Below are 25,549 nucleotides of genomic sequence, written 5' to 3' on the forward strand. Positions count from 1 at the left end.
TTGTGGGCTAAAATTTTGTTGAGGAACGAAACATAGCCCGCTGTTTTTGTTCCGATTTGAAGTGCTTGTTAGCACTTTAAATATCCCATATCTCACCCTTAAATAATCTATCATTTATTTCAGGAGGGTTAGCCATTACTGCGGGGTGATTAGCCAACATTAACCTCAAAGTTCTAACTGCGTCATATGCTTTAATTACCACATCTCGTTGTTTTTTAAATAAGCTTTGATCAAATGAATCTACATTAACTTTATGGGCTGGTTTCTGTCTTAATTTCCTGACTTTTCTAAAAGCAGCTAACATTTGATCGACATGTTTTCGATCAGGTGTTTGATAATACATATCTATCCAAGATTCTAAAATTTGGATAGTTCCTTTAGGCCTAATAATAATTTTTCCATCGTCACGTTCTTCTTCAACCTCTACACTTACATCATTTTCAAAAAATTTTTTATTCAAATTATCTGACATCATTTTGTCTAGTAGAAGCATAAATGAATTAAATTCAGATATTGTAGGGCGTAAAAGGAAGCCGAACTCTTTTGGTCGCTCTTGTGAAAAACTATTGTGAAATAGGAAAGGCTTACGCATAAGTTGACACATTTGATTTATTATCTCTAATTCTTGAACAAAGGCTTCAAAAATAGAAAGTTTAGTTCCCCATGACCCCAATATGCTACTTGCATAATAGTCGGGATGAAGTTTGATATTTCCTTTTACCTCTTTCGAACGCCATATTTGTTGATGCTCTGGACTCAAGCCAGCTAAATACCTAGAAAATACAGCTACATACCTATTCAGTTCATCGTCGTATGCAAAACCAAAAGTCTTTAATAAAATCTGATCCTTTTCAGGAACTAACCCTGACTCGAAGTATTCGTTTGTTATACAAATATACCCATGTATAAAATCAGTTTCGTATGTATAACGAGGATCATTTCGATAAAACTCTAGCACTGATAAGTCAAATGTATTGTAGTCTAATTGGCCACCACCTTTCGCTAAATCAAATTGATAAGGAGCCTCCTTATACTTTTCAAGTAATGGGTTATCTTGAAGCTTATGTGAGTGAGGATAAAGACACATATTTGCAGGGAAATCTTCAGTGTCATAACATTCAAGCATTTTTTCTTTAGTTACTTTAGAAAATGCTTTTATATGCGTGTTTCCATATATTTCAACAGTGAACACATCGGTTTCAATACCCTCCCTGATGATTGAGCGAAGTTCACTTTCTATTACATCAAAATTAGATTGTAAATTGTAGACTGGCAAGCCATTAAAATCACCAGAACTAAAATATTGTTTCTCAACTTCAGAATATATTTTATTTAACACACAGGTCTCCCTACGATTATGATTCCTAACATTATATTAGACGGAAAAAATCTATATATCTCTGGACCTCAATCCGTATATCTAAGTTTTCCACCAATCTAGCATGGCTCAAGCCCGCGTGGCAAGCCTTATACAGAGCCGCACCAATCTGGAGCATAGATAGGCGGAAAAAATCTATGCCATTTCAAGAAAAATACCGAATCGCCCCTAAACTGTATGCATACACAGTTAAAATTGAAGTATCTCCATGGCTCATTCACCCTTCCTAAATGATATCCACAAGCATATGGTTTCACATCACTACGCACGATCCAAACCTATACCTTTTGGGTCAAGCGTTACATCCTGTTCCATCAAAAACAGCACCCCAAAGATATGAGCAGCGTTCATATTGAGCTATTTTTAAGCCATTTAGCGATTGATGGACAATCTAGCGTCAGTACTCAAAAACCGCCCTTAATGCATTGGTGTATCTTTATACTCGATTCCGGAGTTTTGAGCGCTTGACTTGGCTCAGCAGGAACCTATTTGAAGGGTGCCGGCCTACAGTGCCTGTCCCAGTAAAGCGCCTTTATTACATTAATGCGTTGTTAGCAATTATTTTGGCGTGGCGATACAATAGTCGATAAAATTTAGTGTCATTTTCTTTTTGGCATGCCTGTCTAAGTAGATTATTCTTCACAAAACATAAACCACAAACCCCCAAAACCACAAAACAAACACTACCACCCACCCCCCCCTTTGAAATCCATTACTCACGCCAAAAAGCAACAAAAACGAAAATATAGTTACCCTATTAACAATCGAAATAAAAAAATATAATAAAGCTCAAATAATGAATAAAAAGAGGAATAAGGAAGCAGAAGATACCGACAGCAGGCCGATGCCTGCAAGGGGAGGGAAATAAAGACAGCGAAGCCTGGGACTCGCTGTCTTTATTAAAAACGGATTAAAAACTTAAAGGCTAAAAACTTAAGAACTAAAAAGCCCTAGATCGAGCAACCCTCAAACCACCACCCGATCACAAGAGACACTCAGCAACCCACCATGACTGTTCACCGAAATATCAACAGCATCAATGCGCCACAAGCCATTAATGGAAGAATCGAAACCCGAGACCTCTAAGCAACCCTCAGCGGCTATATCGATAAGATCGAGGAAAGCCAGCCGTCGCCGTGAACGACTCTTTGATGACCTAAGATGGACTTTTACAGCGGCTTTAGCCTCAGATTTAGTCGTGTAGGTATAAGCTAGGGTAAGCACCGGCTCACCCGCACCCACTTCTACATTGCCGGCTACGCCTTTTGAGTCATTGCTCTCGCCTTTATCGCTATTGAGCGATGCCGTCACTCAAAAGCCAACCTACGAACCCCAATACCTTTAAACTACTTTTAAACTACCGTTTTAACCACTTGAATACCCAAGCGCTTTGCCATGCGCATAACATTGGCGCGGTCGGTACCGAGTTGCCGTGCGGCGGCGGCCCAGTTGCCTTGGCTGTGGTCTAACGCTTGGGTAATTAATTGCCGTTGAAATTGCTCGGTTGCTTGGCGCAAATTGGTTGCAGGCACACAGGCCGATGGCGCAGTTTGGGTTTGCAGGGCGTTATTTAATAGTGAACCGGGCGCCGATGTGCTAGCGCACAACCAATATGCGCAGCCCATTCATTTTTTACACGCTTGCGATAATGCCGCGCAGCACACCTTTGCGCAACGCACCCAGCAGTTACTTGAAAACAACCAATGGCAGCAGCACACTTGGTACAAAACCGAGCCAGCCCCATCATCATCTGTGTTAGTGGGAGTCATGGATTTGAGCGCTGTGACTTTACCCATTAGCAAAGGTGATTTTTACTTGTGTGGCCCTGTAGGCTTTATGCAATTTGCTAAAGCGCAATTGCTCACCCTTGGTGTGCCCGATCATAATATTCACTATGAAGTGTTTGGCCCGCACGCTACTCTTTAACCAACATCAATTTTAATCAACAGCCAGCACATCGCTACCCAGGCCTAATACGCCATAGCACTCGATCAAGGCAGGCTTATTGCCTGACTTGATCACTCACTTATTTTTTAATATTGCAATCATAACTGAAACGCTGAGTGGTATTGTAAAGCTCAATCACAGTATCTGGCATTAGCCTAGGTGCCTACCTATGAAGCAGTCTTTATGGGCGCACGCTGTTCTCATAATGCCATACACTATTACTGCGCATTGCGCCGAATGACTCGGGGCTCGGTGACAGCGGTAAATTGTCCATCTTTAAAACCAATTGCTTGGGTACCGCCAAAATCACCGGCTGATTTTAAATTGTGCCCTTTTGCTTTGAGTGCTTGTGCCGTTTCTCCCTCTAATGGCAGTTCGGTAAATACCCATTCGGGCAACCATTGCTGATGCACGCGCGGGGTATCAATTGCTTGCTCGAGTGGCTTATTTAATGCCAAGTAATTAATAAGCGCCTGAGTGACTTGGGTAATAATAGTTGGGCCACCGGCGGCGCCCAAAGTAAGTACTGGCTGACCATCTTTAAGAACTAACGTCGGGCTCATACTCGATAACGGGCGCTTATAAGGGGCAATGCTGTTGGCCTCGGCACCGCTCAAGCCGAAGGCATTGGTCACACCTGGTGCTGCGGCAAAGTCATCCATTTGGTTATTGAGTAATACGCCTGTGCCTGGCACCATGGCTTTACTGCCAAAACTGGTATTGAGCGTGGTTGTAATGGCCACCCAATTACCTTCACTATCGGCTGTTGTTAAATGCGTCGTATGTTTATTCAGCTGTTCATAAAAAAACGCTGTGCTGGCTTCTGGGGGTAAATGATGGCCGGTAACAGTTGCCGCTTTGGCACCATCAATCAGTGCTCGCAATTTTTGACCATAAGCCGGTGCCACCAAGCCTTTGGGGACAGGCACAAAATCTGCATCACCCAACCAGTGAGCACGATCAGCAAAAGCAAGCTTCATCGCTTCAATCATTAAATGGTAGCGTTCGGCCTCAGGCATCGTCGCTAATTGCTCGCTGTCGCTCTCTAAAATATTGAGCATTTGAGCAACGTGTGTACCCCCAGAGCTCGGTGGCCCAAAGCCGTAAATATCATAACCATTAAATTGAGTGTGTACGGGCTCGCGCTCGAGTACTTGATAATTGGCAAAATCGGCCTGGGTTATAATGCCGCCATTGTTTGCCATCCAGCTGGCGGTTTTTTGTGCAAAGTCACCCACGTAAAACCAGTTAGGCCCTTGTGCCGCTAAAGCCCTATAGCTACGTGCTAGGTCGGGCTGTTTTAATATTTGCCCTTTGCTCAGTGGTTGTTCGTTCTTAAAAAATACAGCTTTACTGGCCGAAAACGCTGCCATTTTAGCACTGGTACGCGCCAGCCTATTGGCTAACGTGTAATCAATGGCAAACCCTGTCTCGGCCAAATTAGCCGCTGGCAAAAGCACATCGGCAAAGCTTAATTGACCGCCGAGCTGCTGCAAATGATGATAGGCCATCACCGAGCCTGGTACGCCTACGGCTAAAGCCCCTGTTTTGCTCAAATTTTTATCTGCCTGCCCATTACGTAAATACATATCGCGATGCGCTTTAGCCGGTGCCATTTCGCGGCCATCAATCGCGAGTACTTTACCGCTGGCCAAACGCACAATAATAAAGCAGCCCCCGCCAATACCCGAATTATGGCTGTCAACAACCCCCAAGGTAAAAGCGGCGGCAAGTGCGGCATCAATGGCGTTACCACCGGCATTAAAGGCATCGACGGCCGCTTGGGTGGCCAGTGGCTGTACTGTGGCAACCGCGCCTTTTTGCTGCGGTAAAACAACAGCGTAGGGCTGTGCGGTCGTTGTTGATCCAGTCATCGAGGCATGCACATTTGCAATAGCCTTCTCGGCGGTTGGTGATTTAGCAACAGCCGATGATTCAGCAACAGTCGATAATTCAACAACAGGCGCTTGGACATCGGCTTGTGGCTCAACCATCTGGCAGCCAGCCAGTGTTAACCAAGACGCCGCTATAACGGTCTGTATTGTGGTTTTTACACGTAATCGCGTGTTGTGATGATTTTGCACAAGCATAAAAAGCCTTTTATTGAGGGAAGAACAAGCGACATATTGACAAAAAGTAGGATTATACGGCAGGCACATCTAGTATATAACCACGCGCATTATGTGGGTGCGGTACGAACCAAGGGTCACACATCGCTCCAAGCTTATCACACGCACGCAAAGCCATCTCGGCATAAGGTGTACGGCCCGGGTCGGCAATGATTGTGCGTACGCCATTTTTTTGAGCGCGACGTACTAAATTGTATACCAGCGACGCTTGCTCATCCCAAAAGCAGATATCACCACCCATTAAGACATCAAAGTGCGCTAGGTCGGCACCGGTAAATTTTTGATACCCCTTTTGCAAAGTCGTAATCGTCACCTGATTAATAAAGGCATGGTGATCAGCAAAGGGTAAGACACTGGCATCAAGATCACTGCAAGTGACTTGCGCATCGAAGACCTTTGCGCTGTAAATCCCGGCTAAGCCCCAACCGCATCCTACCTCTAAAACCCGAGCTCCTTGGCTAATTGGAAACTCTTGTAAATAATCCATTAGCAGCACACTACTGCGCCAAAGCTTATTGCCGTGATGACTGGGCAAGCCGTGGGTTCGTCGCAAAGCACGCATATCGCGATGACGATGGTTTAGTATCGTTAAATCAAAAATTTGTCGGCTGGTGGCCATAAATCCGCCTTGCTACAGAGTGAAACGCTGTGCCTGTTATGAGTCGATCATATCGCCAGAGCGTACGAAGGTTGATTTGCTGGGTGTAGCTGACGGTATTCTCACCTTGGCTGCTTTAACCCTACTTTGCAATATTATGTCTTACAGGCTGCAGGCGCGAGCCTTCAGTACATTTTTAAACAAGCTCTCGATGCGCTACCGCTACTGGCCAGCAAGTGATGCAATAAGAACATTAGCCTACTGATTATTCGAAAAGTTGCAAGTCGCTCTATACCTATCGAGTAAAGCCTATCGAGCAAAGCCTAACGAAAATTCAGTACAGCCACCGAAACCTCAACGCAAAAAAGCCCAACCCTGTAGCAAGGTTGAGCTTTGAATACTGTATAGACCGAGCTTAAGTTCGGCACGCTATCACGTAATTATTAAATTAAACAATGCACATAAGCAATGCACATAAACAATGCACATAAACGATGACTGGGGACACTGCACCTGCTCACCCACCAAAAAGTACTTAATCACCATTCAATTATGGATGTCGCGCAATCAAAACCCATAAAAAAACTCCCTTATGGAGGGAGTTTTTGTGAGCATAGCCTTCTTACTTAACATAGCCTTCTTAACGTACTGAATGTAGCCTTCTTGGATTTGAGCCGGCTTGTAGAGGTTTACCGATAACACCCGTGTTGACAAAGTGGTATCGGTAAACTTTAGTCTTCTGTATTTAACACACCAAGCTCTTAATCAAGTTTTCAATCAAGCTCTTAAATTAGGGATATCACCTTCGGTGTAGTCACCAAACCCATCCACATTACCGCCATAAGCTTTAGCAATTGTGGTTAATAAGCGCGAATGATTCAAACCGTTATAAGTCATAAAACGTCCTGTCTTAAAGTACCCTTGTGCACTACCCGCACTCACAAACGGAATATTATTACGAGTATGTGAATTTCCTTTACCCAGTTCATTGCCCCAGATGACATAAGTATTATCTAGTAACGACCCGCCACCAGCAGGGTCGGGTGTTGCTTTGAGCTGCTGAACTAAATACAAAAATTGCTCGGCGTACCATGTGTTCACTTTGATGAGCTTGTTTTTTACCTCTTGATTGTTATCGGGCTCATGCGACATACCATGATGGCCGCTATTCACACCAATAAAAGGCATGCGGTTATTACCCACCGAGTACGACCATTGCATACTGCCTACGGCTGCTTGGTCACAGGCAAAAGCCGATACCATTAAATCTAAAAAGATTTTGCCTAAAGCAGGAATATTCGCATCAGAGTTTAAATTGAGCGTGCCCGGCTTAGTAGGGATATCGCATTCCATACCTAGCTCGGGTACTTCAATTGCTTTCTCGAGATCGCGTACAGCTTCGGCATGGCGCTCTAACTTGACTTTGTCTTCTGCCGACAAGTAACTTCGCATACGATTAAAATCACCCAGCACACCATCTAAGACACTGACCAAGCGAATAGATCGCGCTTGCTGGTCATCGGCGGTGCCACCTGAGGTTTGTGGCGCACCATTTGCGTATAAACGATCAAAAGCGGCGATAGGGTTCATTTCGGGCTCTAAAGGTTGGTTTTTACCTTTATAGCACATGCGCTTCCACACATCGGGTGAGCCGCATTTCACACCATATTCTAACGATTTAAAGCGCGTATCATTACCAATTTGATTAGCAACATACTGATCAATCGATATGTTACTGGCCCAATCGACACCGCCTGCTGCGGGGTTACCACCGCTCACCGTATCACCATTGGTTAAATGCGCTGCTGTCCATAAGCCGCCCATGCCACGCTGATGGCCATCACCAGGCAGCGGTATTTTATTATTTAACCCTTTCATAATAAGCAGCTCATCGCGAATGGGCTCTAAGGGTTTTAATATTTTATTTAAGGTGAAGTTGTTCATCCCGCCGCTAGGGAAAAACTCTTCGGGAATAGTCCCGTTGGGTGTAAACATGGTAATAAACCGTTTACGTGGCATTTCTGCTGCCCCCAAACTGGGTAACTGGCTTAAAAAAGGTAAGCTTGCTGTTGTCGTAGCTAACTTTTTGAGTAAGCGACGACGGTCTTTTTTGATGATAGTCATAATAATATCCGCCGCTTATTTAACTTTTTTATAGAGAAATACAGGTGTTTGTGTGGCTTCGACTAGCAAGCGCTCAATCACCCAATTATGCTGTTCCATTTTTTGAGTTAACCATTTGACAGAACTAATGTCTTCGGTGGTTGGCTCGCGCCCTGTGGCAAAGGTCAGATACTGGCTGACTAAACAAGATTTCACCAAATCTGACTTGGCTAAATATTGATTCAGTTCAGCAAGCCCATCAATTTCTTTTTCAATTTGTGCTGTTTCGCGTGAGTAAATACCCGCAGCCACATTAATTAACACACCACCATTTTCATATTCGCGATAACGCCCTACAGGGTCAAAGTTCTCGAGAGCGCCACCAACAGGGTTAATAAAGCGATGGCAATCAATACAACCGTTGGTATTTGTTAGTACATCAAGTACTTCGCGTGAGGTTTTACCGGCTGGATCAATGCTATCGAGCTGAGGAACATTTTCAGGAGGTGGCGGAAAGTCCGAACACATGAGATGTATGTTAATAAAGGCACCTCGGTGAACAATCGCGGTTGTATCACTTTGAGATAATAAGGCCAACATGGCAGGCTGGCCCAGTAAGCCCGTGCGCTGACCACCTGCGGTACCCGCAGTACTCACCACTTCGGTTTGCGTTTTATTGGTATTGATACCTGTAATAGCTTTAATGGCTTTATTATTACCCACTTTAGGCGTGGTTAATAAATCACTTAATGTTCCTTTTTTTGCACCACCGAATACAATAGATTCGACGTAGCTATCAATGCCGCTGTAGAGGCCATTGATCATCGCTTTATTGAAGGTAATACCTGGCAATGTTTTATCTTTTTGTACAAGATCATCTAAGGTGAGCCATTGTCGATAAAAACGTTGAAAACCGCGCTTGGCTTTGGGGTCGGCAACCATACGCTCGGCTTGTGCTTTAATTTGTGCAGGCGTCACCAATGCCCCCTTCGCTGCGGCCTCTAATAATTGTGCATCGGGGGCGCTTGCCCATAGCGTCATCGCTAAACGCGAAGCCATGGCGTAACCGGTCACAGGCACCAAAGTATCGCTATTCATGCCCACGCCGGTGTCATCGAATTTATAATAAGCACTGGGCATTTTGACAAGCGTAGTTAATACCGCAGCCATGGCATTTTGCTGATCTAAGGTGCTTTGTGTATCGCTATACACCTTCATCAACCCATTAAGCGTTTGCTCGGCAATAGGAGCACGCAATATTTTTAGCGCCAATGCTCTAATTTCTTGGCGCACACACAGCGTATCAGTAGCCGTACAGGTCATCGCCATCAGTGCATTAGGTGCAGCGGCCACACCGACGGTATCCGCTGCATTTAAATACTTTTCAACACCAAGCGCCGAGGTATTTAAACCAACTTCGAATCCTGTACTGGTATCATCTGAGTTTAAACTGCTAATAAAGTTAAATTTATTTCCCGGAAAAGAGTCATTCACACTGTTTTGAAATTCAAAGCGATTTAAATGGCTCAGTGGTAACGCTCCTACACTGGGGTTAATCTCCACTTGGCTTTTATCGTGCGCGATTGCCGAGTGGCCAACTATCGTAGCTTGAGCATCAAACTTTTTGCGCACTAAATTAACTTGCCCTTTACCGTCAAGGGTGAACCCCGAATAGCTAGCCTCGGCTTGTTGTGCTGCGGTATGTGATGACTGCGCTAGGCCCACCAGTACATCTGAGGGTAATGCTAAGGTTTTGGTCACAAAGACTTTCCAGTTTTGACCTTGTGTTAAATAACTCGCTTTAAACACATTGCCTGTACGCTGAATACGCAACCTTACGGGCAAGGCCGGTTTAGCATCGCCATCGCCTTTACTGGCACCGCCGTTCTTGTCGCGGCTAATAAACCCTAAACCATTACTCGGCGTAATAAAGGTAAATACATGACGCGCATCGGCGGTATCTTTTTCACGAACCATAAGACCAGCTTTAGTCCATGGGTGTACGCCGTGTAAATAGTCTACAGTGACCTCTGCAGTGAAATCACCGGATGCATTTTTGTAGCCAAAGTAGCCACTATCGCTATTACCCCAGTAATCTTTACCTGTAGAGCGTATTGTCATCCCGTGGGTTCGTGCTAACGCTGGCGTAGAGGCGATATTGTTGGTAACGGCATACAAGCGGTAAAGGCCTGTTACGCGGTTATCTGTATAACCGGTCTTATCCGAAGCAATATTTGCAACATTGACCCATCGAGCTTGTGCATAATCCCACGCATCTAATATCCAGTAATCCGGGGGAGTGGTTAATGCTTTCCACCGAATCGTCATGTTTTTACCAGAATGCCATACCCTGAAACCTTCAGGTTGTGAAAGGTTGGCCTTGAGGGGTTCATCGATTATATCGGTGACAAAGTTTTCGCGGATATACGATGCAATTTTACTCGCGCACTCGCCTTCGCAAGCTGCGCTATTGCCGACAGGCATAGTACGGCTAATGCGCTGTGTGAGCACTTCTTCGTTTTTACAGGCGTTACATGTTAAACCATTAAGTACAGGACCTTGCAGACCTGCCTGCTCTTCGCCGTTGCCGTGGCAATCTACACAAAAGCCTTTATATAGCTGCTGACCGGTTAACGTATCGCTAAAGCCTGCAAACTCATTGCGAATATACACCGCTAACGCTTGGGCGCATTGCGCGTCACATTTATTGACGCCAGCAGGCGGCATATCTTCTTCGATTTTTTTGGCTAACGATGCAACAGTGCTACACGAACCACATTCAAAAAATGTTAATGCCCCGCCCAGCTCGACATGATCGCCATTTTTATCGCCATGGCAAGCCAAACATTGCTCGCCATACACTTTTTCTGCATTAATGGTGACAGGTAAAGATGCTGTACTTGACGCGCTTGCGCTGCTCACGGGGGGCATACTACTCACCGCGGGCGTACTGCTAGCCTGAGGCACGCTACTCACCGGAGGTGTACTGCTGTTACGCTGACTCGAGCTTTCACTAGAAACTTCTTTATCGCCCGTGCAGGCGCTAAATATTAACACCACACCAAGCAACAATACTTGCTTTAGTATGCGTGCCTTTATTGTGCTACATATCATAATCCACACTCACTTAATGAAAGAATTCCAAATGTCATTAAGTACTCTAAGGTATTCTTGTAGCGTTACAATACACCCGTATTTAAATTGTGAACCGATACTGCATGCATTCTTTATTGGGCGCCGAATGTGGGTCTAGACGACCAACTTTGGGGCTAGAGCACCTAATATGAAACGCTTTCAATAATGCGCAATAGAAGAATGCAAGCTAGTGCTAACACGGTAGCGATGCGAAAAATCAGTAGAAAATCATCGATGCAGGCTGTAATACTCAGCAAAACAAGGCCATCAACACCCGTTTTATGAATACCGCTTTATAAAGACAAACTGACTGGATGCAATGTTATGCATGCAAGGGAATCGCAATAGGCAGTGCTTCGCTGGAACACTCTCTGATCAAAGCCTGGGGTAACGTTGCAATATCAATTAGCGTGTCGCGCAGCGCCCCCTGAGACGAAAACGCCAACTTGCGCAACCGAGTGCGATCGATTGCTGCACCAAGATCCTGACTGTGGCGCAATTGCTCGGCGCTCATCTGAAAAGGTATCACCTCTCGGCCACCGATACAGCCCTGTAGCGCCATCAGTACTTTAAAACCGGCAAAGTCAATATTACCCCAGTGGTAAATCGGCGTATCAGCCGGTAGCAGGTCAACTAACACGCGATAAAGCATTAATAACCGCCGGCAAGGAAAGTCACCCAAATAGATAATCAGTGCATCGCCTTGCACATGCGCTAAATAGCGCTGATAAAGTGTGAAGTTTTCAATTGTCAATACATAGCTAGGCGTGCCGTTGCGCTCAAACCCCCGAATACATTCATGACATAACGCCGCCCCTGTCCCTGCGCTCACGTCCAGAAGCTTATCGTCATCACAAATAGCCTCGAAAGGACCGCGCATATACATTAAAGCAGGACCGTGTAATAAACCTAGACTCGCAAGCTGATCGTTAAACTCTAATTCTTTGGCAGTACTGTGTATTTGTGACTCACAAAACAGGGTAATAATTTGCCTATGCTCATCAATCGCATAAGCTGTACCAAACCAATCAAGACTTAACGCACGAATATTGCGCCCACGCAGCTGCTCAGTCGCCAATCGCTGTGCCACTTTCACGGCAATCACCACCTCTGCGATATGCTCAGGGCCAAGCTGCACATATCGTGCGCCCATATGCCAACGCTCAATCATTTCATTGAGCTTTTGATCAATCCAATCGATATTACATTTGAGCTTTTGCAAGGTATTTGCGGCATTAAGCACTCGATCGACTTGCGTAGCGATATTTAAGTACGCTAAAAAATCTTTGCCTGTGGGCACTAAGATCGATTTGAGTGTTTCAAAGTCTTCGAGGACTTCGAGGTGCCACTGACACTCAATAAGCCCTGCCGCTTGCAAGGGCGCTAAGGCTTGATGACTCATATGACGGCTCGCTTGCGAGCCGTGCACATAACCACTGGCAAATTGCGATGAAATAATCAAGCGAGCGCCATCAACCACACCGTTAGAGCGATTGACTAGGTTAATTAGACTTTGAATAAGCTGCTGGGTGACAGGGTCAAAAGCTTGCAGCATTAAATACCGCTAAAACGCTGATGTAGATATACATTGATATCATCTGACTCATATAACCAGCGCACCTCCCCCTCTTCTTCAATACGTAGACAAGGCACTTTAACCCGGCCGCCTTGAGCTTCAAGCTCTTGACGAAAAGGAGTATCGCCTTGGGCATCTCGTAATTCAATCGGGATATTCAGCTTATGAATGTTGCGGCGCACTTTGACACAAAAAGGACAAGCATGAAATTGATATAACGACAACGCAGCCGCAGCCTCATTGACTGACTCTTGTGCGCGCGCACTACGCTTAACAGGACGCGGGCGAGACACCCAATCACCAAACACAATTAAACGACCTAAACCTTCGCGCGTGAGCTTTAACAACATGGGGTTTTACCTCAATCAAAAATAGTGTGTATTAAATAGCAACAATGACACGTGAATAACAAGATGCAAACATCACAGGGCGACCTTTAAAATGGCGCTCAGACTTCAATATATGGAGATGTTTTGCTGTGATGCGAAGTGTAACAAAAACCAACACCTCATCGTGCTATAGGGTTCAATTTTTAGACGAGAAGTGACAATTATGGGAGGTTCTGCATGCCTAAAATAACACGCTAAGCATCACGCATACAAAACATCCCACTTAATCGACAAAATGTGTATTTAATCAACAACTTCTAGGCGATCAACACGCTGAAAGCCTCGGGGTAATTTATGCCCTCGACGACCACGCTCACCCAAATAATGCTCCATATCGCTGATTTTCATGGCTAGGTGTCGCTTACCTGCCCACACCTTTAAGCTCTGCCCAGGCATCAATGCCGCGACATCAATCATGTACTCATCGCGTGACTGGGCCCTGGCCGAGGGAATACTAATAATTTTATTACCTTTACCACGCACTAAAATAGGCAAATCAGTAATAGGGAAAACCAACATCCGGCCCTCATTAGTTAAAGCAGCCAAGTAGGTATCGGCCGTCACGGTGACTAATTTAGGCGGCAGTACTTTCGCTTCGGGCGGCAAAGTTAATAAGGCTTTACCCGCTTTGTTTTTTGATTGTAAATCGGCCAGCTTAGTAATAAAGCCGTAACCGGCGTCGCTGCCGAGCAGCACTGCTTGATCATCTGGCCCCATGATTAACGCTTCAAAGCTCGCCCCACTCGGTGGGTTTAGTTTACCGGTCACAGGTTCGCCTTGGCCGCGTGCCGACGGCAACGTATGCGCAGGCATTGAGTAACTACGCCCTGTTGAGTCGATCATAATAACCGGCTGATTACTCTTACCTTTAACATGCAACTTGAAGCTATCACCAGCTTTGTAATTGAGCGCTGCTGGGTCAATATCATGCCCTTTGGCAGCACGAATCCAGCCTTTGTCTGATAAAATCACTGTTACAGGGTCAGAACCGAGCAAGTCGCTTTCGCTAAAGGCTTTTGCTTCACCGCGCACGACAATCGGTGAACGGCGCGCATCGCCATACTCTTTAGCAACCGCTTTGAGTTCTTTTTTAATGAGCGTTTTTAATTTGCGCTCCGACCCTAAAATACCTTCTAGCTTGTCTTTTTCTGTTGCGAGCTCATCTTGCTCGCCGCGAATTTTCATCTCTTCTAAGCGTGCCAATTGGCGTAAACGCGTATCTAAGATGTAGTTTGCTTGCGCTTCGGTGAGTTCAAAGCGCTCCATAAGGACTTGCTTGGGCTTTTCTTCTGTGCGGATAATCTCAATCACTTCATCTAAATTCAGATAAGCGATCAACATACCATCGAGTAAATGCAATCGACGATCAACCCAATCTAGGCGGTGTTGTAGACGCTTGCGAATGGTATCGGCGCGATAGCTTAGCCATTCGCCGAGCATAATATTTAATGGCTTCACCGCGGGCTTACCATCAATACCAATCACATTCATGTTAATGCGATAACTGCGCTCAAGATCCGTGGTGGCAAATAAATGATCCATCACACTCTGTATATCAATACGGTTAGAGCGAGGCACAATCACTAAGCGTGTCGGGTTTTCGTGGTCTGATTCGTCACGTAAATCGGCGACCATTGGGAGTTTTTTTGCTTGCATTTGACTGGCGATTTGCTCGAGTATTTTATTACCGCTCACCTGGTGCGGTAAGGCCGTGACTACGATATCGCCATCTTCTTGCTCCCATAAAGCCCGCATTTTGACACTGCCACGACCACTTTTATACATTTTGATCATATCAGCGCGTGGCGTAATAATTTCAGCGGCGGTGGCCATATCAGGCCCTTGAATATACTCGCACAGATCTTCGACTGTTGACTTGGGCTTATCGAGCAGTGCAATTGTCGCATCGATCACTTCGCGAATATTATGCGGAGGGATATCGGTTGCCATACCCACAGCAATGCCTGTTGTGCCATTCAATAACACCGTCGGTGCCTGTGCCGGTAGCACAATAGGCTCGTCCATAGTGCCATCAAAATTAGATTGCCAATCTACCGTACCCTGCCCTAACTCGCCGAGTAATACGTCGGCAAATGGTGTTAAGCGCGCCTCGGTATAGCGCATGGCAGCAAACGACTTAGGGTCATCTTGCGACCCCCAGTTACCTTGCCCATCCACCAGCGGATAGCGAAATGAAAAGGGCTGCGCCATGAGTACCATCGCTTCATAAGCAGCCGAGTCACCGTGCGGGTGGTATTTACCAATCACATCACCGACCGTACGCGCGGATTTTTTGAATTTGGCGCTGGCTTTAAGGCCTAGCTCACTCATGGCATAGATAATGCGCCTTTGCACAGGCTTTAAACCATCACCCACATGCGGCAAAGCACGATCTAAAATCACATACATCGAGTAATCGAGGTAAGCTTTTTCGGTAAATTCACTTAAGGGGAGGACTTCATCAGCCCCAGGCATTAGAAGATCAGACATAAACAGTTCTATTAATGTTGAAAAGACGGGAAACTATAAGCACTGGCCACAAGGATGCAACCCTTATTACGGTGCGTTTAAGCAAGAACCCACAACGAGCACCTAAAACAAGGGCGTATCCGCCTCTTGTTTTAGGTCAGAGTTAAGCCTAAGTTAGTAGTGACATATACCGAGGCTAGCGCAATTGTGCCGAGACGAACGAGGGACCGCTATGACTAGGATCAACTCGTGGCTCACACAGGCTATAGCGCTCGCGAGCGATGCCGGCCTCAGTCAGCACATCGCGCAGAACTTTGGCTCGCAAAATAGACATGTTCATTAAATGATCGTATTCGACCGAAGGGATTTGCTCGCCCGATTTTAGTTTTTTACCCTGCCGATACAACGCTGCCCACTCACCCCCAGTAGTAATAGGGCATAACGTTAACGTTTTTTGCGGGCTTTGTTTAGCGAGTACTAAGATATCTTTAAAGCGAATAGCTTGAGCGCCGCGTAATTCATGTGTTTTGGGGTTATATTTTAACGGCTCAAAGCTCATACCGGTTTTAGCCTTGCTACTCGTTTTACGAGGCTTATCGACATAACCGTTCGCTTTGTTACTCAGTGCACGCTTAATATCGCGCCCTAGCGCTTCGACCAACGACTCAGAATGCGTCATATCAATATCAAAATAAGCATCAAAGTCGACCGCATTGTTGTGCCCTTTGAGCTGATTAAAAGCATTGTGTAAACTTAATAGGCCCGCGCGATTTGTACCCCCGTGCGTTTGTAAATTGGTGAAGCGTATCGCCGCATCCCCTTGCATATGCGCTGATTGAGCGCTCATAGTAAACCGAGTATCGAGTATGCCTTGCTGTATTTTTTCGGCAAACAAGGATTCGGCGTAACCTGCCACCTTGTGCATATTCAGCCCCTTAATACTACCCGCCAAATCAAAATTAGCCCGCTCGGCAAAAGGTGCAATATGACCATTCACGGCTATGCGACCTGTTTCACCTAGTGTGGCATCAAGGGTCACTGGGGCGCGAAGATCTGGCTCATCACTCATCACAGGGCCTAATTCAAAGGACAACGCCGTCATCGATTCTTTAGCCGGTGGCGATACCGAATCATCTAGCCACGCTAAAGAGCCATCAAGTACACGCGTTTTTAATACGCTTACCACAACTTCTGGTGGCACTTGTTCAGGCACTGACGCTTCGCTATGCCATACGCTATTAAGCATCGGGAAAATATCACGTAATCGCTGTACCATCACAAAGCCCGCCTCATGATTGCGATGGACAGTTTGCCGAAGTGCCGTCATATCAATCAACTCAACATTGATCCGCAATTGCTTTTTAGCACGTGTTGCAACAATATTGTTAATCAACATGTTTTCTATTTGCGTTTGATAAGGAATATCTAAACGCTGGGTTTCTTGCTCACTGCGCTCGACCAAATAAAAACTTTTCAGTGCGAGCTGGCCAATGCGGCGTTCATGATTATCGGCGATGACATCGCGCACCTCGAGCTGGCCAATATAGATGAGTGCCGTATCTTCGAAGTGATCTTTAAAATAAATACGCTGAAAACTCGCCGTCGAACGCGTACTCAATTGCCAGCCTTTACGGGTATTTTGCAGCGAGGTATCCGTCACACTAAAGCTGCCAATACTCACGCATTGAGATACCACCTTACCCTCGGTGGTCGCGCCTGTTCGACAAATTTTTGCGTTTTCATTTAAAGAGTTAACCACCGCAAAACGCCATGCCGGCATATGGCGATTAACAAATCGCTCAATAGGATTCACAAAGCGATCTAGCTCTGGGTCTAGCTTGCCCAAGCTAAGCTGTACACCTTGCGTTCTTAACTTGCGTACAATAGCCTCTTTTTTAAAGAGCTCGGGGATTTTAAACGTCGCCTCCAGCATATCGATACGCAAACCTTGCTCATCATTCACCCGCACATCAAGCCCTGCCACTGTCAGCTTACCTGTCAATGGATTCATATTGAATGATTTTATTTTGGCGTCATAGTTGTGCGCCTCAAACCAATGCAAGGCGTAATATTTACCTGCCAGCGGCATTAATGCGAGTAGCACAGCTAGTGTAATGGCGAGCCCAAATAACCATTTAATTAAGCGCATATGCGATTCCTATTTGCTTTTTAGTCTCTATTATTGGATTGTGTTGAAATAAAAATGGTGATTTGCCGTCAATAATTTTACTCAAATAACACAATGACGAAAACGTTTTCGTGCCGGCAGCACTCATGCATCATTCAGGCGCTAACCGAAAAGGCCCAGCGGCGCGCATACTATCAGCGACTCTTGTGATTATCAGCCACTGCTTTCATTATTTACGACTGGGTATCACTCTTTGCTGACCGATAGCGACGCAGTAATCAACAATAGGGCATTTCTTATCGTTTTTATTTTCTCTGAGACGCTAAGAACATGACTAACAACCATGTACAGCAAACAATAACGGGCCAACAGCAGCTGATAAATGCCTATGAATATAGCGACTCTACAGCGATAATAAAAGCCCTTGCCTCTCTTATAAAATCAAAATAACTAATGAGCCTTTATTAAAAGGTTGAAATATTTCTTCTTTACCCAACAATAGAGCCTCTTATTTTAGGTAGTGATACAATGGCCGACAAAAATTCTGTTCTTCCCTTATTACAAGCTGCTCATCAATCGCCTGTCGTTGCTCTTGAGCTACCCGAGGATGATGAAATTACAGCGATCGAGGAAGCCATCTACGTGCAAATTCGCGGGGATTATCGCGACTTTTTATTGACCGCTTCCGACTTGGTGATTGGAGCATTAGAGCCAGCCACAGTCACCGACCCCCACTCACATACCTACCTACCAGAACTCACTTGCCACGCTTGGGAGCAAGGGTTATCGCGCGAGCTCTTACCCATATGCCAGAGCGCTAATGGTTACTTTTGCTTGGATATGGAAGATCAAATTATTGAATGGATTGACGGGCAAATAGAACCGGGGAGCTGGCCATCTATCTGGTCTTGGGCGGCCGATGTATGGTTAGACAGCTAAACAGTCCTCTGCCCAGTGAGCCAGCACAAGCGCACCAAAAAGTACTGCGAGCAAAGGCCTAAAGCACCAATATGGATCACACTTACCGCCCTCTGCTCGCAATACGCTCTTGCCGATCAATATTTGCGCTAAAAAACGAAAAAGGACTCTTTAAAACTAGGCACTAAAAATGCTAGGCACTGTGTACGCCCATAAAACACCTGCTTATTGGTGTAAGGTAAGTACATGCAGCATACAAACAAGACGCAAGCATTCACGGCACAAAAAGTATCACCCCAAAAAGCGCACACACTGATTGTTACGGATTTGGACGGTACACTACTCGATCACCACACCTACAGCTGGCAGGCGGCAAAACCAGCTATAGCTCAAGCGCGCATTGACAATATTCCCATTATTCCTTGTACAAGCAAAACACTCCACGAAACCCAAAAATTGACTGCCGACATGAATTTAACCGGACCGATTATTTTTGAAAATGGTTCGGGTATCGCGCTAAGCCCCAATAAAATTATCGACCTTGCACCGCACTATAACGACCTGCTGGCAGCGTTAGAGGCAATCAAGTGTCGTCATGGTTTTCGTTTTACTGGGTTTAGCGCAATGAATGTTGCAGACATTGCCCAGCACACACAACTCAGCCTCGAAGACGCCAGCGATGCCAAAAAACGCCGCTACAGTGAACCTTTTTTATGGCAAGACAAACCATCCTCGTTGACTTCTTTTGAAGCGCTGTGTCGTTCAGCCAATATCGATATTGTGCAAGGCGGCCGCTTTTACCACGCATTGAGCCGGGGCGTTTCTAAACAGCACGCAATTGAGCAGCTAAAGCAAGAACTCAATATGCCCAACGCGCATATTATTGCTTTAGGTGATAGCAATAATGATATTGCCATGCTGAGCCAAGCCGATACGGCAATTGTGGTTAATAATCCTACACGTCATTTCCCCGTTCTCTCTCACAACCAAAATAACGTTCATTATACGAGTGCATACGGTCCGCTTGGCTGGAACGATGCCATCATCAGCCAACTCAAAACAATGGAGAATACTCATGGGTGAATTTCATCAAAATGGTATCGTCACCACACTGCATAACTTAACCCGCCGCCCCATTGAGGCCTTAGAAGCTGAGCTGTGTGAGTTTAATAAAACCCGTAAACTCGGCTTAGTCCTTCCGTGTTTATACTCCGAACTTGAAGGGCCTGCAATGCAGCCTATTGTGGAAGAGCTCGCTAAAGTTCCTTATCTCAATGAAATTATTATCGGCCTAGACCGCGCGACACAAGAGCAATACCGAAAAGCACTGACGTTTTTTTCGCAATTGCCACAAAATTACAAAGTCTTATGGAATGATGGACCGCGCCTGCAGCAAGCCCATCAACAATTAACCAATGCTGGCTTATCTATTGGCGAACCGGGTAAAGGCCGTAATGTCTGGTTTTGCTTTGGTTATGCTTTTGCATCCCAAGACAGTAGCGCGCTTGCACTTCATGATTGTGATATTGTCACTTATAAGCGTGATCTGCTCGCACGTTTACTTTACCCTGTCGCTAACCCGCAATTTAATTATACGTTTTGCAAAGGTTATTATGCTCGCATTGCCGAGGGGAAAATGAATGGCCGCGTCAGTCGATTACTGGTTACCCCCTTATTGCGTGCACTCCGAAAAATCTTTGGCCATCAAGAGTACTTAGAGTACCTCGATAGTTTTCGCTACCCTCTCGCAGGGGAATTTTCAATGCGCACCGACTCCGTTCAGGATATCCGTATTCCCAGTGATTGGGGTTTAGAAATTGGCGTACTGGCCGAAATGAAACGCAACTACTCCACAAACCGTATTTGCCAAGCTGATATTGCTGATGTCTACGATCACAAACATCAAAGCCTATCAACAGATAACGATCAAGCCGGTCTTTCAAAAATGTCTATTGATATTAGTAAGGCAATTTTTAGAAAGCTCGCCACCAATGGCGTGGTCTTTTCTAGTGAAACATTTCGCTCAATTAAAGCCACTTATTTTCGTATTGCCTTAGATCTTATCGAAACCTATGCCAATGATGCCACCATGAATGGCTTAACAATGGACATTCATAAAGAAGAACAAGCCGTAGAATTGTTTGCAGCAAATATTCTTAAAGCCGGCCTCACATTTTTAGAAAACCCGATGGAGCGCCCTTTTATTCCTAGCTGGAACCGCGTAAGCAGTGCGCTGCCTCATTTACAACAATCGATGTTAGAGGCAGTCGCCTTAGATATGGAGGAGCATTCCTAATGACAGCCATAGAACATTTAACATCACGCATCAAAGCTCACCTCGATAGTATTTATTGTGATTCACACGGTACGTCTTTTATTAATTTGACAACCGAGCAATTGGCTCACGAAATAATCACATTAATGCGACTGGATGAATTTATTGCAACACCACAACCACATCACAATCCCTGGACTCAACAGGACGCACTGCTTATTACTTATAGCGACAGTATAAAAACTGACGGGGAAGTGCCATTAAAAACCCTACGTGATTTTTTACGCGCAAACTTAACGGGTTATATAAACGGAGTTCACATACTCCCATTTTTTCCTTGGAGCTCTGATGATGGTTTTGCGGTTATTGACTACTTGCAGGTTAATGAAGGACATGGCTCTTGGAATGATATTTCGGCTATTGCTAACGACTTTAATTTAATGACCGATTTAGTGATTAATCATTGCTCCTCTCGAAGCCGCTGGTTTGATAACTACAAAAAAGGGCTAGAGCCTGGCGCCAGTTATTTTATCGATATAGACCCAAGTTTAGATCTTAGCCATATTACAAGACCCAGAACATCGCCATTACTACGCCCTACCGAAACCGTCAACGGCACTAAAAATGTATGGTGTACCTTTAGTCACGATCAGGTTGATCTGGATTTTTCAAACCCAAAGGTTTTATTAGAATTCATCAAAATTATTCGCTTTTATTTAGACCGTGGCGCTCTGATTTTTCGATTGGATGCTGTCGCCTTTTTATGGAAAGATATCACGACACATAGCGTTAACCTGCCACAAACGCATGAAATTATTCGGTTAATACGCACCCTCGTGGAGCACTGTAATACCGAAGCCATTATTATTACCGAAACCAACATCCCCAACCGCGAAAACATTTCATATTTCGGTAACGCCAACGAAGCGCATATGGTCTATAACTTCTCATTGCCGCCACTATTACTGCACACGTTGACCAGCGGCAACGCCACTGCACTTAAACACTGGCTCATGTCTATGCCGCCAGCACAAGCGGGCACCGCCTATTTAAATTTCATTGCCAGTCATGATGGTATTGGTCTAAGACCCGTCGAAGGACTGCTCAGCGATGCGCAAACACAAAGCCTTGCACAACTGATGGAGAGAAATGGTGGTAAGATTTCATGGCGATCGGTCGACGCTAATCACATGAAACCTTATGAGCTGAATATTGCATTGTGGGATGCTCTTAAGAGCACACAAACCAGTGAAGATGATCAGCTACAGCTTGAACGCTTTATCAGTGCTCATACCATTATGCTCGCTATTGAGGGAATTCCCGCGATTTATATTCACAGCTTATTTGCCACAACCAATGATTACGCTCGTGCACAAAATACTGGGCACAATCGTGCAATCAACCGCCATCAATGGGACTTACAGCAACTACACACAGTACTTGAAGATGAAAAAAGCCATCATTCGGCAGTGTTTCAGCGCATCAAACACTTGCTGACAATACGTAAAGGGCAACCGGCTTTTCACCCCAACGCCACCCAATTTACACTGCATTTAGGCGAGTCTATTTTTGCTTTTTGGCGTCAATGCAGTAATCGTGTACAAAGTATTTTTTGCCTCAACAATATTAGCGATCAAATACAAACGGTCACTCTTTCAGATATCAATTTAATTACTCTGGATGCTTGGTGGGACCTTTTAGGCGATCAGGCACTAGCGCCTGATACAACAGAGATCACACTCGCTCCCTACCAATCGGTTTGGTTAAGTAACCAAAACTACCATCAAATTGCACCCAGTGGCGAACCATAATATGTTCGCTTACTAGCATATTATGGTTGTACATCACATGAGGATGCATGATTGTATTCGGCTTTTTTGGCATCTTCTGCAATATGCTTCGCGGCAAAACGAATGGCATAGCCCATACCTACCAGCATAGCGACAACAATTATTAAACTCAGACTAATTACAAAATCAAATGGCATGACAGCCTCCTATTAAAGACTTATTTATTTTTAATAGGTTAGTACAATCGCTCAAGCACCACTTGATTCATATCAAATAAGATATCGCTAAGCCAAAACGCGTAAATGCTCATCGATCGGTTCGCTCACTGCACGATAAGCTTGGGCAATACGCGATGTCAAATCGTCTGATGTACGCTCGTCCGACGACGCACTCGTCACAACAGCACTGAGGCTAGCTGTGTCAGAGGCGCTAGCACCCGAAGAACGGGCATCGGTATGATCAAAACCGGTATCAGCCAAACGGATACTCGCGCTCTGCGCGTTCAACGCTAAAGGTTCTGCCGAAGCTTCTATTTCAGCCTGATCTATCGACACCTCAGCTGACCCACTTTCATTTTTTGCTGCTAGTTCTTGTGCACGTTGTGCCGCAAGTTGCTGACGTGCTTGCGCCTCTAATTGTGTGGCCTCTTGTGCCACTTGCCGATCTTGCGGCGATGGCTCTGACGGGGCCATCGCCGCACGCCTAACGGTTTGTGCTTTTTCGAGGGTTTGCTCCGGCGTGGCAGCAGGCCCTACATCAATAGGTACTTCGCCACCAATGGCATAATTGACACCATCGGGACCTTGCTCAAATTGATATTTAGGTGCACCAGCATAAGCACCACCTACGGCGGCGTGAGCTTGTTCGTGGGTTCTAACCTCTCGGTCACGCGCAGCCAACATACGGATTTCTTCCTGCTCTTGCTCCTTGATACGTTGAGCTTTTTGCTTTTCAGTTTCAAGGGCTTGCCCGGTGTTCGCCTCATCACTTAATTCTCCGCCATTGCCTATAGACCTTTTGTCACCTGTATGATCATTGCTGGTGGCAGCCACATCAGAACCCGTAGCCCCCTCTTCTGCCGAGGAACGCGCTTGACCGGACAAGATAACGTCAGCGGTACTCCGTGCACCGGGTAACGCTGTTAACTTGCCGTTAGCGCCATAAGTCACCAAAGAAGCTGCAACATCAGGCTCAAAACCATAAGCTTGAACGGCATTATGCAGTGGACTAGGCACGGTGCCAGGTTTGAACGCGACCGTTTGTTTTTCAGCCTGCGCAACCTGACTCACAGGTTTAAAAACACTCGCTTGCAGATCCGTTTGATGCGTTGATGCTGCGGGCGAATAGCTGACAGTAGGCGCGGCACTGCTTGTGGGTAAAGGGTGTAGTGCATTAGGAATATTCATATCAAAGACCTCCTCGCCACGACTTCAAGTATGATCAACTGTAATCATCAATCAAACTGCCCACCGCGTCGACACCGACCTTCACCATACTCGCGGACGCCGTAAAGAGCTGTTTTTGCTGCTGCAAATTGATAAGCTCTTGCGCGTGGTTATACGCACTCTGGTTGACGGGTAACGCCCCGTTTGAAAATTCACCCGCACGATTAGCACCCGACGGATCATTTGGTGCATTTACCGCATCATGGGCCAATGCCGCATCGGTTGTTAGCGGTGTATCGGTCTTTGATGGCGCCGTATTGTGGCCGTTACTAGTAGATCCCTCAGTAGGCTCTAGGCTTGGCTTCGCACGGGCAATATGATGCGCGCTTTGCTGCATCGCTTGCTGACTTTGCAGCATGCTGCTGAGACCATTATGGATAATGGCGTTCATGCGTACTCTCCCCCTTATCGTTTACGGCTGAGACATAGTGAGTGTAACGGGAAAGCTGTACAAAAAATAGTCGGCAAGTGGATTTAAATCAAAACTTTAATACTAAAAAGGCATAGTGATGAGCACTCAGAATACTCCCAAGCATAAGCCTTTCAAGTGTCACGCAAGTGCACCCACTAACGTCAAAATTAAGGTTTATGTGAAATAAACGTTAATTCAAAATTAAAAAACGTCAAACATCTTTTTTTTGTTTGCCGTTAAAGCGCTTTAACCTAGAATAGGCCTGACATAAAAATATTAATAAAAACACTACAGATTTGATCATCCCTATGATGCCATTCCAGCGCTTGCTAGACTTAATGATCTCTAACGATATTGCTCAACTGGGCGATTTTGTAGGAGTCCCTTCAACAGAAATTCAAGCAATGGAATTGCACTTCAACCTTCAATTTCCTACCGCCTACCGGGCGTTTTTAGGGGCTTGTGGCCGCTCTGCCGGGCACTTAGCGGGTTGGAGCTCTATTTATTTTGATGACTTAAAAGAAATAGCCGAAGAGTTTGATTTTCATTGGGCTACCTTTAAAAGCGGCCAACCCTGCGCCGATAGTCCATTACCGCCTCAAGCACTATTAATTGCCCACTACGACAGCCATTTTGACTACCTCATCTGTGACGCTAGCGATACAGCCATATATCGCCTTAGCTTTCATGATACCTGCATCAGCACCTATACATTTTCTGATTCATTTGAAACCTATATGGAGTCAATGATTTTGGCGGCGGCTGACTCTAGCGGTCAGATTGCACCGTTTTTTATTGATGAGTGCGGTAATATGATTAAAGACGATTTGTGCATTATTGCACCCGAAGTGGAGTAA

At 45.5% G+C, this 25,549-nt stretch carries 21 protein-coding genes; 7 read left to right on the top strand and 14 right to left on the bottom strand.

Annotation, left to right across the window (positions count from 1 at the left end):
• Nucleotides 1-76 precede the first annotated feature (76 nt).
• Nucleotides 77-1,339 carry a hypothetical protein gene (locus AC438_RS09935; protein WP_053981110.1) on the bottom strand — a complete coding sequence of 421 codons (1,263 nt, stop codon included), beginning with the start codon at nt 1,337-1,339 and terminating at the stop codon, nt 77-79.
• A gap of 345 nt (nt 1,340-1,684) precedes the next feature.
• Between AC438_RS09935 and AC438_RS17435 the strand changes: the two genes are divergently transcribed.
• A complete protein-coding gene (locus tag AC438_RS17435) occupies nt 1,685-1,846 on the top strand; it encodes a phage integrase N-terminal SAM-like domain-containing protein (RefSeq protein ID WP_420798150.1) in 162 nt (53 codons plus the stop codon).
• Between the two features lie 498 nt (nt 1,847-2,344).
• On the opposite strand, the gene AC438_RS09940 is transcribed toward AC438_RS17435, so the two are convergent.
• Nucleotides 2,345-2,689, bottom strand: coding sequence for a hypothetical protein (locus AC438_RS09940; RefSeq protein WP_053981111.1), 345 nt, complete (start codon nt 2,687-2,689; stop codon nt 2,345-2,347).
• Between the two features lie 41 nt (nt 2,690-2,730).
• On the bottom strand, nt 2,731-2,910 hold the full coding sequence (locus tag AC438_RS16590) for a helix-turn-helix domain-containing protein (protein WP_054114027.1): 180 nt from the start codon (nt 2,908-2,910) through the stop codon (nt 2,731-2,733).
• 61 nt (nt 2,911-2,971) lie between these two features.
• Here AC438_RS16590 and AC438_RS09945 point away from each other — a divergent pair, with 61 nt between their 5' ends.
• The gene (locus tag AC438_RS09945) at nt 2,972-3,304 is read left to right on the top strand and encodes an NO-inducible flavohemoprotein (RefSeq protein ID WP_202904744.1); all 333 of its coding nucleotides are present in this window, start codon (nt 2,972-2,974) and stop codon (nt 3,302-3,304) included.
• A gap of 239 nt (nt 3,305-3,543) precedes the next feature.
• On the opposite strand, the gene ggt is transcribed toward AC438_RS09945, so the two are convergent.
• The 8 genes from ggt to AC438_RS09985 form a co-directional block, all read right to left on the bottom strand.
• Entirely contained in the window at nt 3,544-5,415 is a 1,872-nt protein-coding gene (gene ggt, locus AC438_RS09950; protein WP_238376362.1) for a gamma-glutamyltransferase, read from the bottom strand.
• Nucleotides 5,416-5,467: 52 nt separating this feature from the next.
• Nucleotides 5,468-6,073, bottom strand: a complete 606-nt coding sequence (locus AC438_RS09955) for a class I SAM-dependent methyltransferase (protein WP_053981113.1) — start codon at nt 6,071-6,073, stop codon at nt 5,468-5,470.
• A 756-nt stretch (nt 6,074-6,829) separates the two neighbouring features.
• Complete coding sequence (locus tag AC438_RS09960) at nt 6,830-8,176, bottom strand: DUF1552 domain-containing protein (protein WP_053981114.1); 1,347 nt, start codon at nt 8,174-8,176, stop codon at nt 6,830-6,832.
• Between the two features lie 15 nt (nt 8,177-8,191).
• On the bottom strand, nt 8,192-11,269 hold the full coding sequence (locus tag AC438_RS09965; protein WP_082354085.1) for a DUF1588 domain-containing protein: 3,078 nt from the start codon (nt 11,267-11,269) through the stop codon (nt 8,192-8,194).
• 343 nt (nt 11,270-11,612) lie between these two features.
• Complete coding sequence (locus tag AC438_RS09970; RefSeq protein ID WP_053981116.1) at nt 11,613-12,845, bottom strand: Wadjet anti-phage system protein JetD domain-containing protein; 1,233 nt, start codon at nt 12,843-12,845, stop codon at nt 11,613-11,615.
• On the bottom strand, nt 12,845-13,216 hold the full coding sequence (locus AC438_RS09975) for a glutaredoxin family protein (protein ID WP_053981117.1): 372 nt from the start codon (nt 13,214-13,216) through the stop codon (nt 12,845-12,847). Before AC438_RS09975 ends, AC438_RS09970 begins: the two co-directional genes overlap by 1 nt.
• A gap of 282 nt (nt 13,217-13,498) precedes the next feature.
• Nucleotides 13,499-15,745, bottom strand: coding sequence for a DNA topoisomerase IV subunit A (gene parC, locus AC438_RS09980; protein ID WP_053981118.1), 2,247 nt, complete (start codon nt 15,743-15,745; stop codon nt 13,499-13,501).
• 175 nt (nt 15,746-15,920) lie between these two features.
• Nucleotides 15,921-17,873, bottom strand: a complete 1,953-nt coding sequence (locus tag AC438_RS09985) for a DUF748 domain-containing protein (protein ID WP_053981119.1) — start codon at nt 17,871-17,873, stop codon at nt 15,921-15,923.
• Nucleotides 17,874-18,380: 507 nt separating this feature from the next.
• On the opposite strand from AC438_RS09985, the gene AC438_RS09990 reads away from it, so the two are divergent.
• The 4 genes from AC438_RS09990 (at nt 18,381) to AC438_RS10005 (ending at nt 22,856) form a co-directional block, all read left to right on the top strand.
• Nucleotides 18,381-18,791, top strand: coding sequence for an SMI1/KNR4 family protein (locus AC438_RS09990; protein ID WP_053981120.1), 411 nt, complete (start codon nt 18,381-18,383; stop codon nt 18,789-18,791).
• Nucleotides 18,792-19,016: 225 nt separating this feature from the next.
• On the top strand, nt 19,017-19,853 hold the full coding sequence (locus AC438_RS09995; protein WP_053981121.1) for an HAD-IIB family hydrolase: 837 nt from the start codon (nt 19,017-19,019) through the stop codon (nt 19,851-19,853).
• Entirely contained in the window at nt 19,846-21,066 is a 1,221-nt protein-coding gene (locus tag AC438_RS10000; RefSeq protein WP_053981122.1) for a glycosyltransferase family protein, read from the top strand. Before AC438_RS09995 ends, AC438_RS10000 begins: the two co-directional genes overlap by 8 nt.
• Nucleotides 21,066-22,856 (top strand): alpha-amylase family glycosyl hydrolase, encoded by a 1,791-nt coding sequence (locus AC438_RS10005; protein ID WP_053981123.1) that lies wholly within the window; start codon nt 21,066-21,068, stop codon nt 22,854-22,856. Before AC438_RS10000 ends, AC438_RS10005 begins: the two co-directional genes overlap by 1 nt.
• Before the next feature lie 20 nt (nt 22,857-22,876).
• Here AC438_RS10005 and AC438_RS16825 read toward each other — a convergent pair whose 3' ends face one another.
• From AC438_RS16825 to AC438_RS10015, 3 genes are all read right to left on the bottom strand, one after another.
• Nucleotides 22,877-23,032, bottom strand: a complete 156-nt coding sequence (locus AC438_RS16825; RefSeq protein WP_156317058.1) for a hypothetical protein — start codon at nt 23,030-23,032, stop codon at nt 22,877-22,879.
• An 87-nt stretch (nt 23,033-23,119) separates the two neighbouring features.
• The gene (locus AC438_RS10010) at nt 23,120-24,241 is read right to left on the bottom strand and encodes a putative metalloprotease CJM1_0395 family protein (RefSeq protein WP_053981124.1); all 1,122 of its coding nucleotides are present in this window, start codon (nt 24,239-24,241) and stop codon (nt 23,120-23,122) included.
• Between the two features lie 34 nt (nt 24,242-24,275).
• Nucleotides 24,276-24,671, bottom strand: coding sequence for a hypothetical protein (locus AC438_RS10015; RefSeq protein WP_053981125.1), 396 nt, complete (start codon nt 24,669-24,671; stop codon nt 24,276-24,278).
• A gap of 329 nt (nt 24,672-25,000) precedes the next feature.
• Between AC438_RS10015 and AC438_RS10020 the strand changes: the two genes are divergently transcribed.
• Entirely contained in the window at nt 25,001-25,549 is a 549-nt protein-coding gene (locus AC438_RS10020; RefSeq protein WP_053981126.1) for an SMI1/KNR4 family protein, read from the top strand.

Source organism: Marinagarivorans algicola (genome assembly GCF_001292705.1).
GTDB lineage: Bacteria > Pseudomonadota > Gammaproteobacteria > Pseudomonadales > Cellvibrionaceae > Marinagarivorans > Marinagarivorans algicola.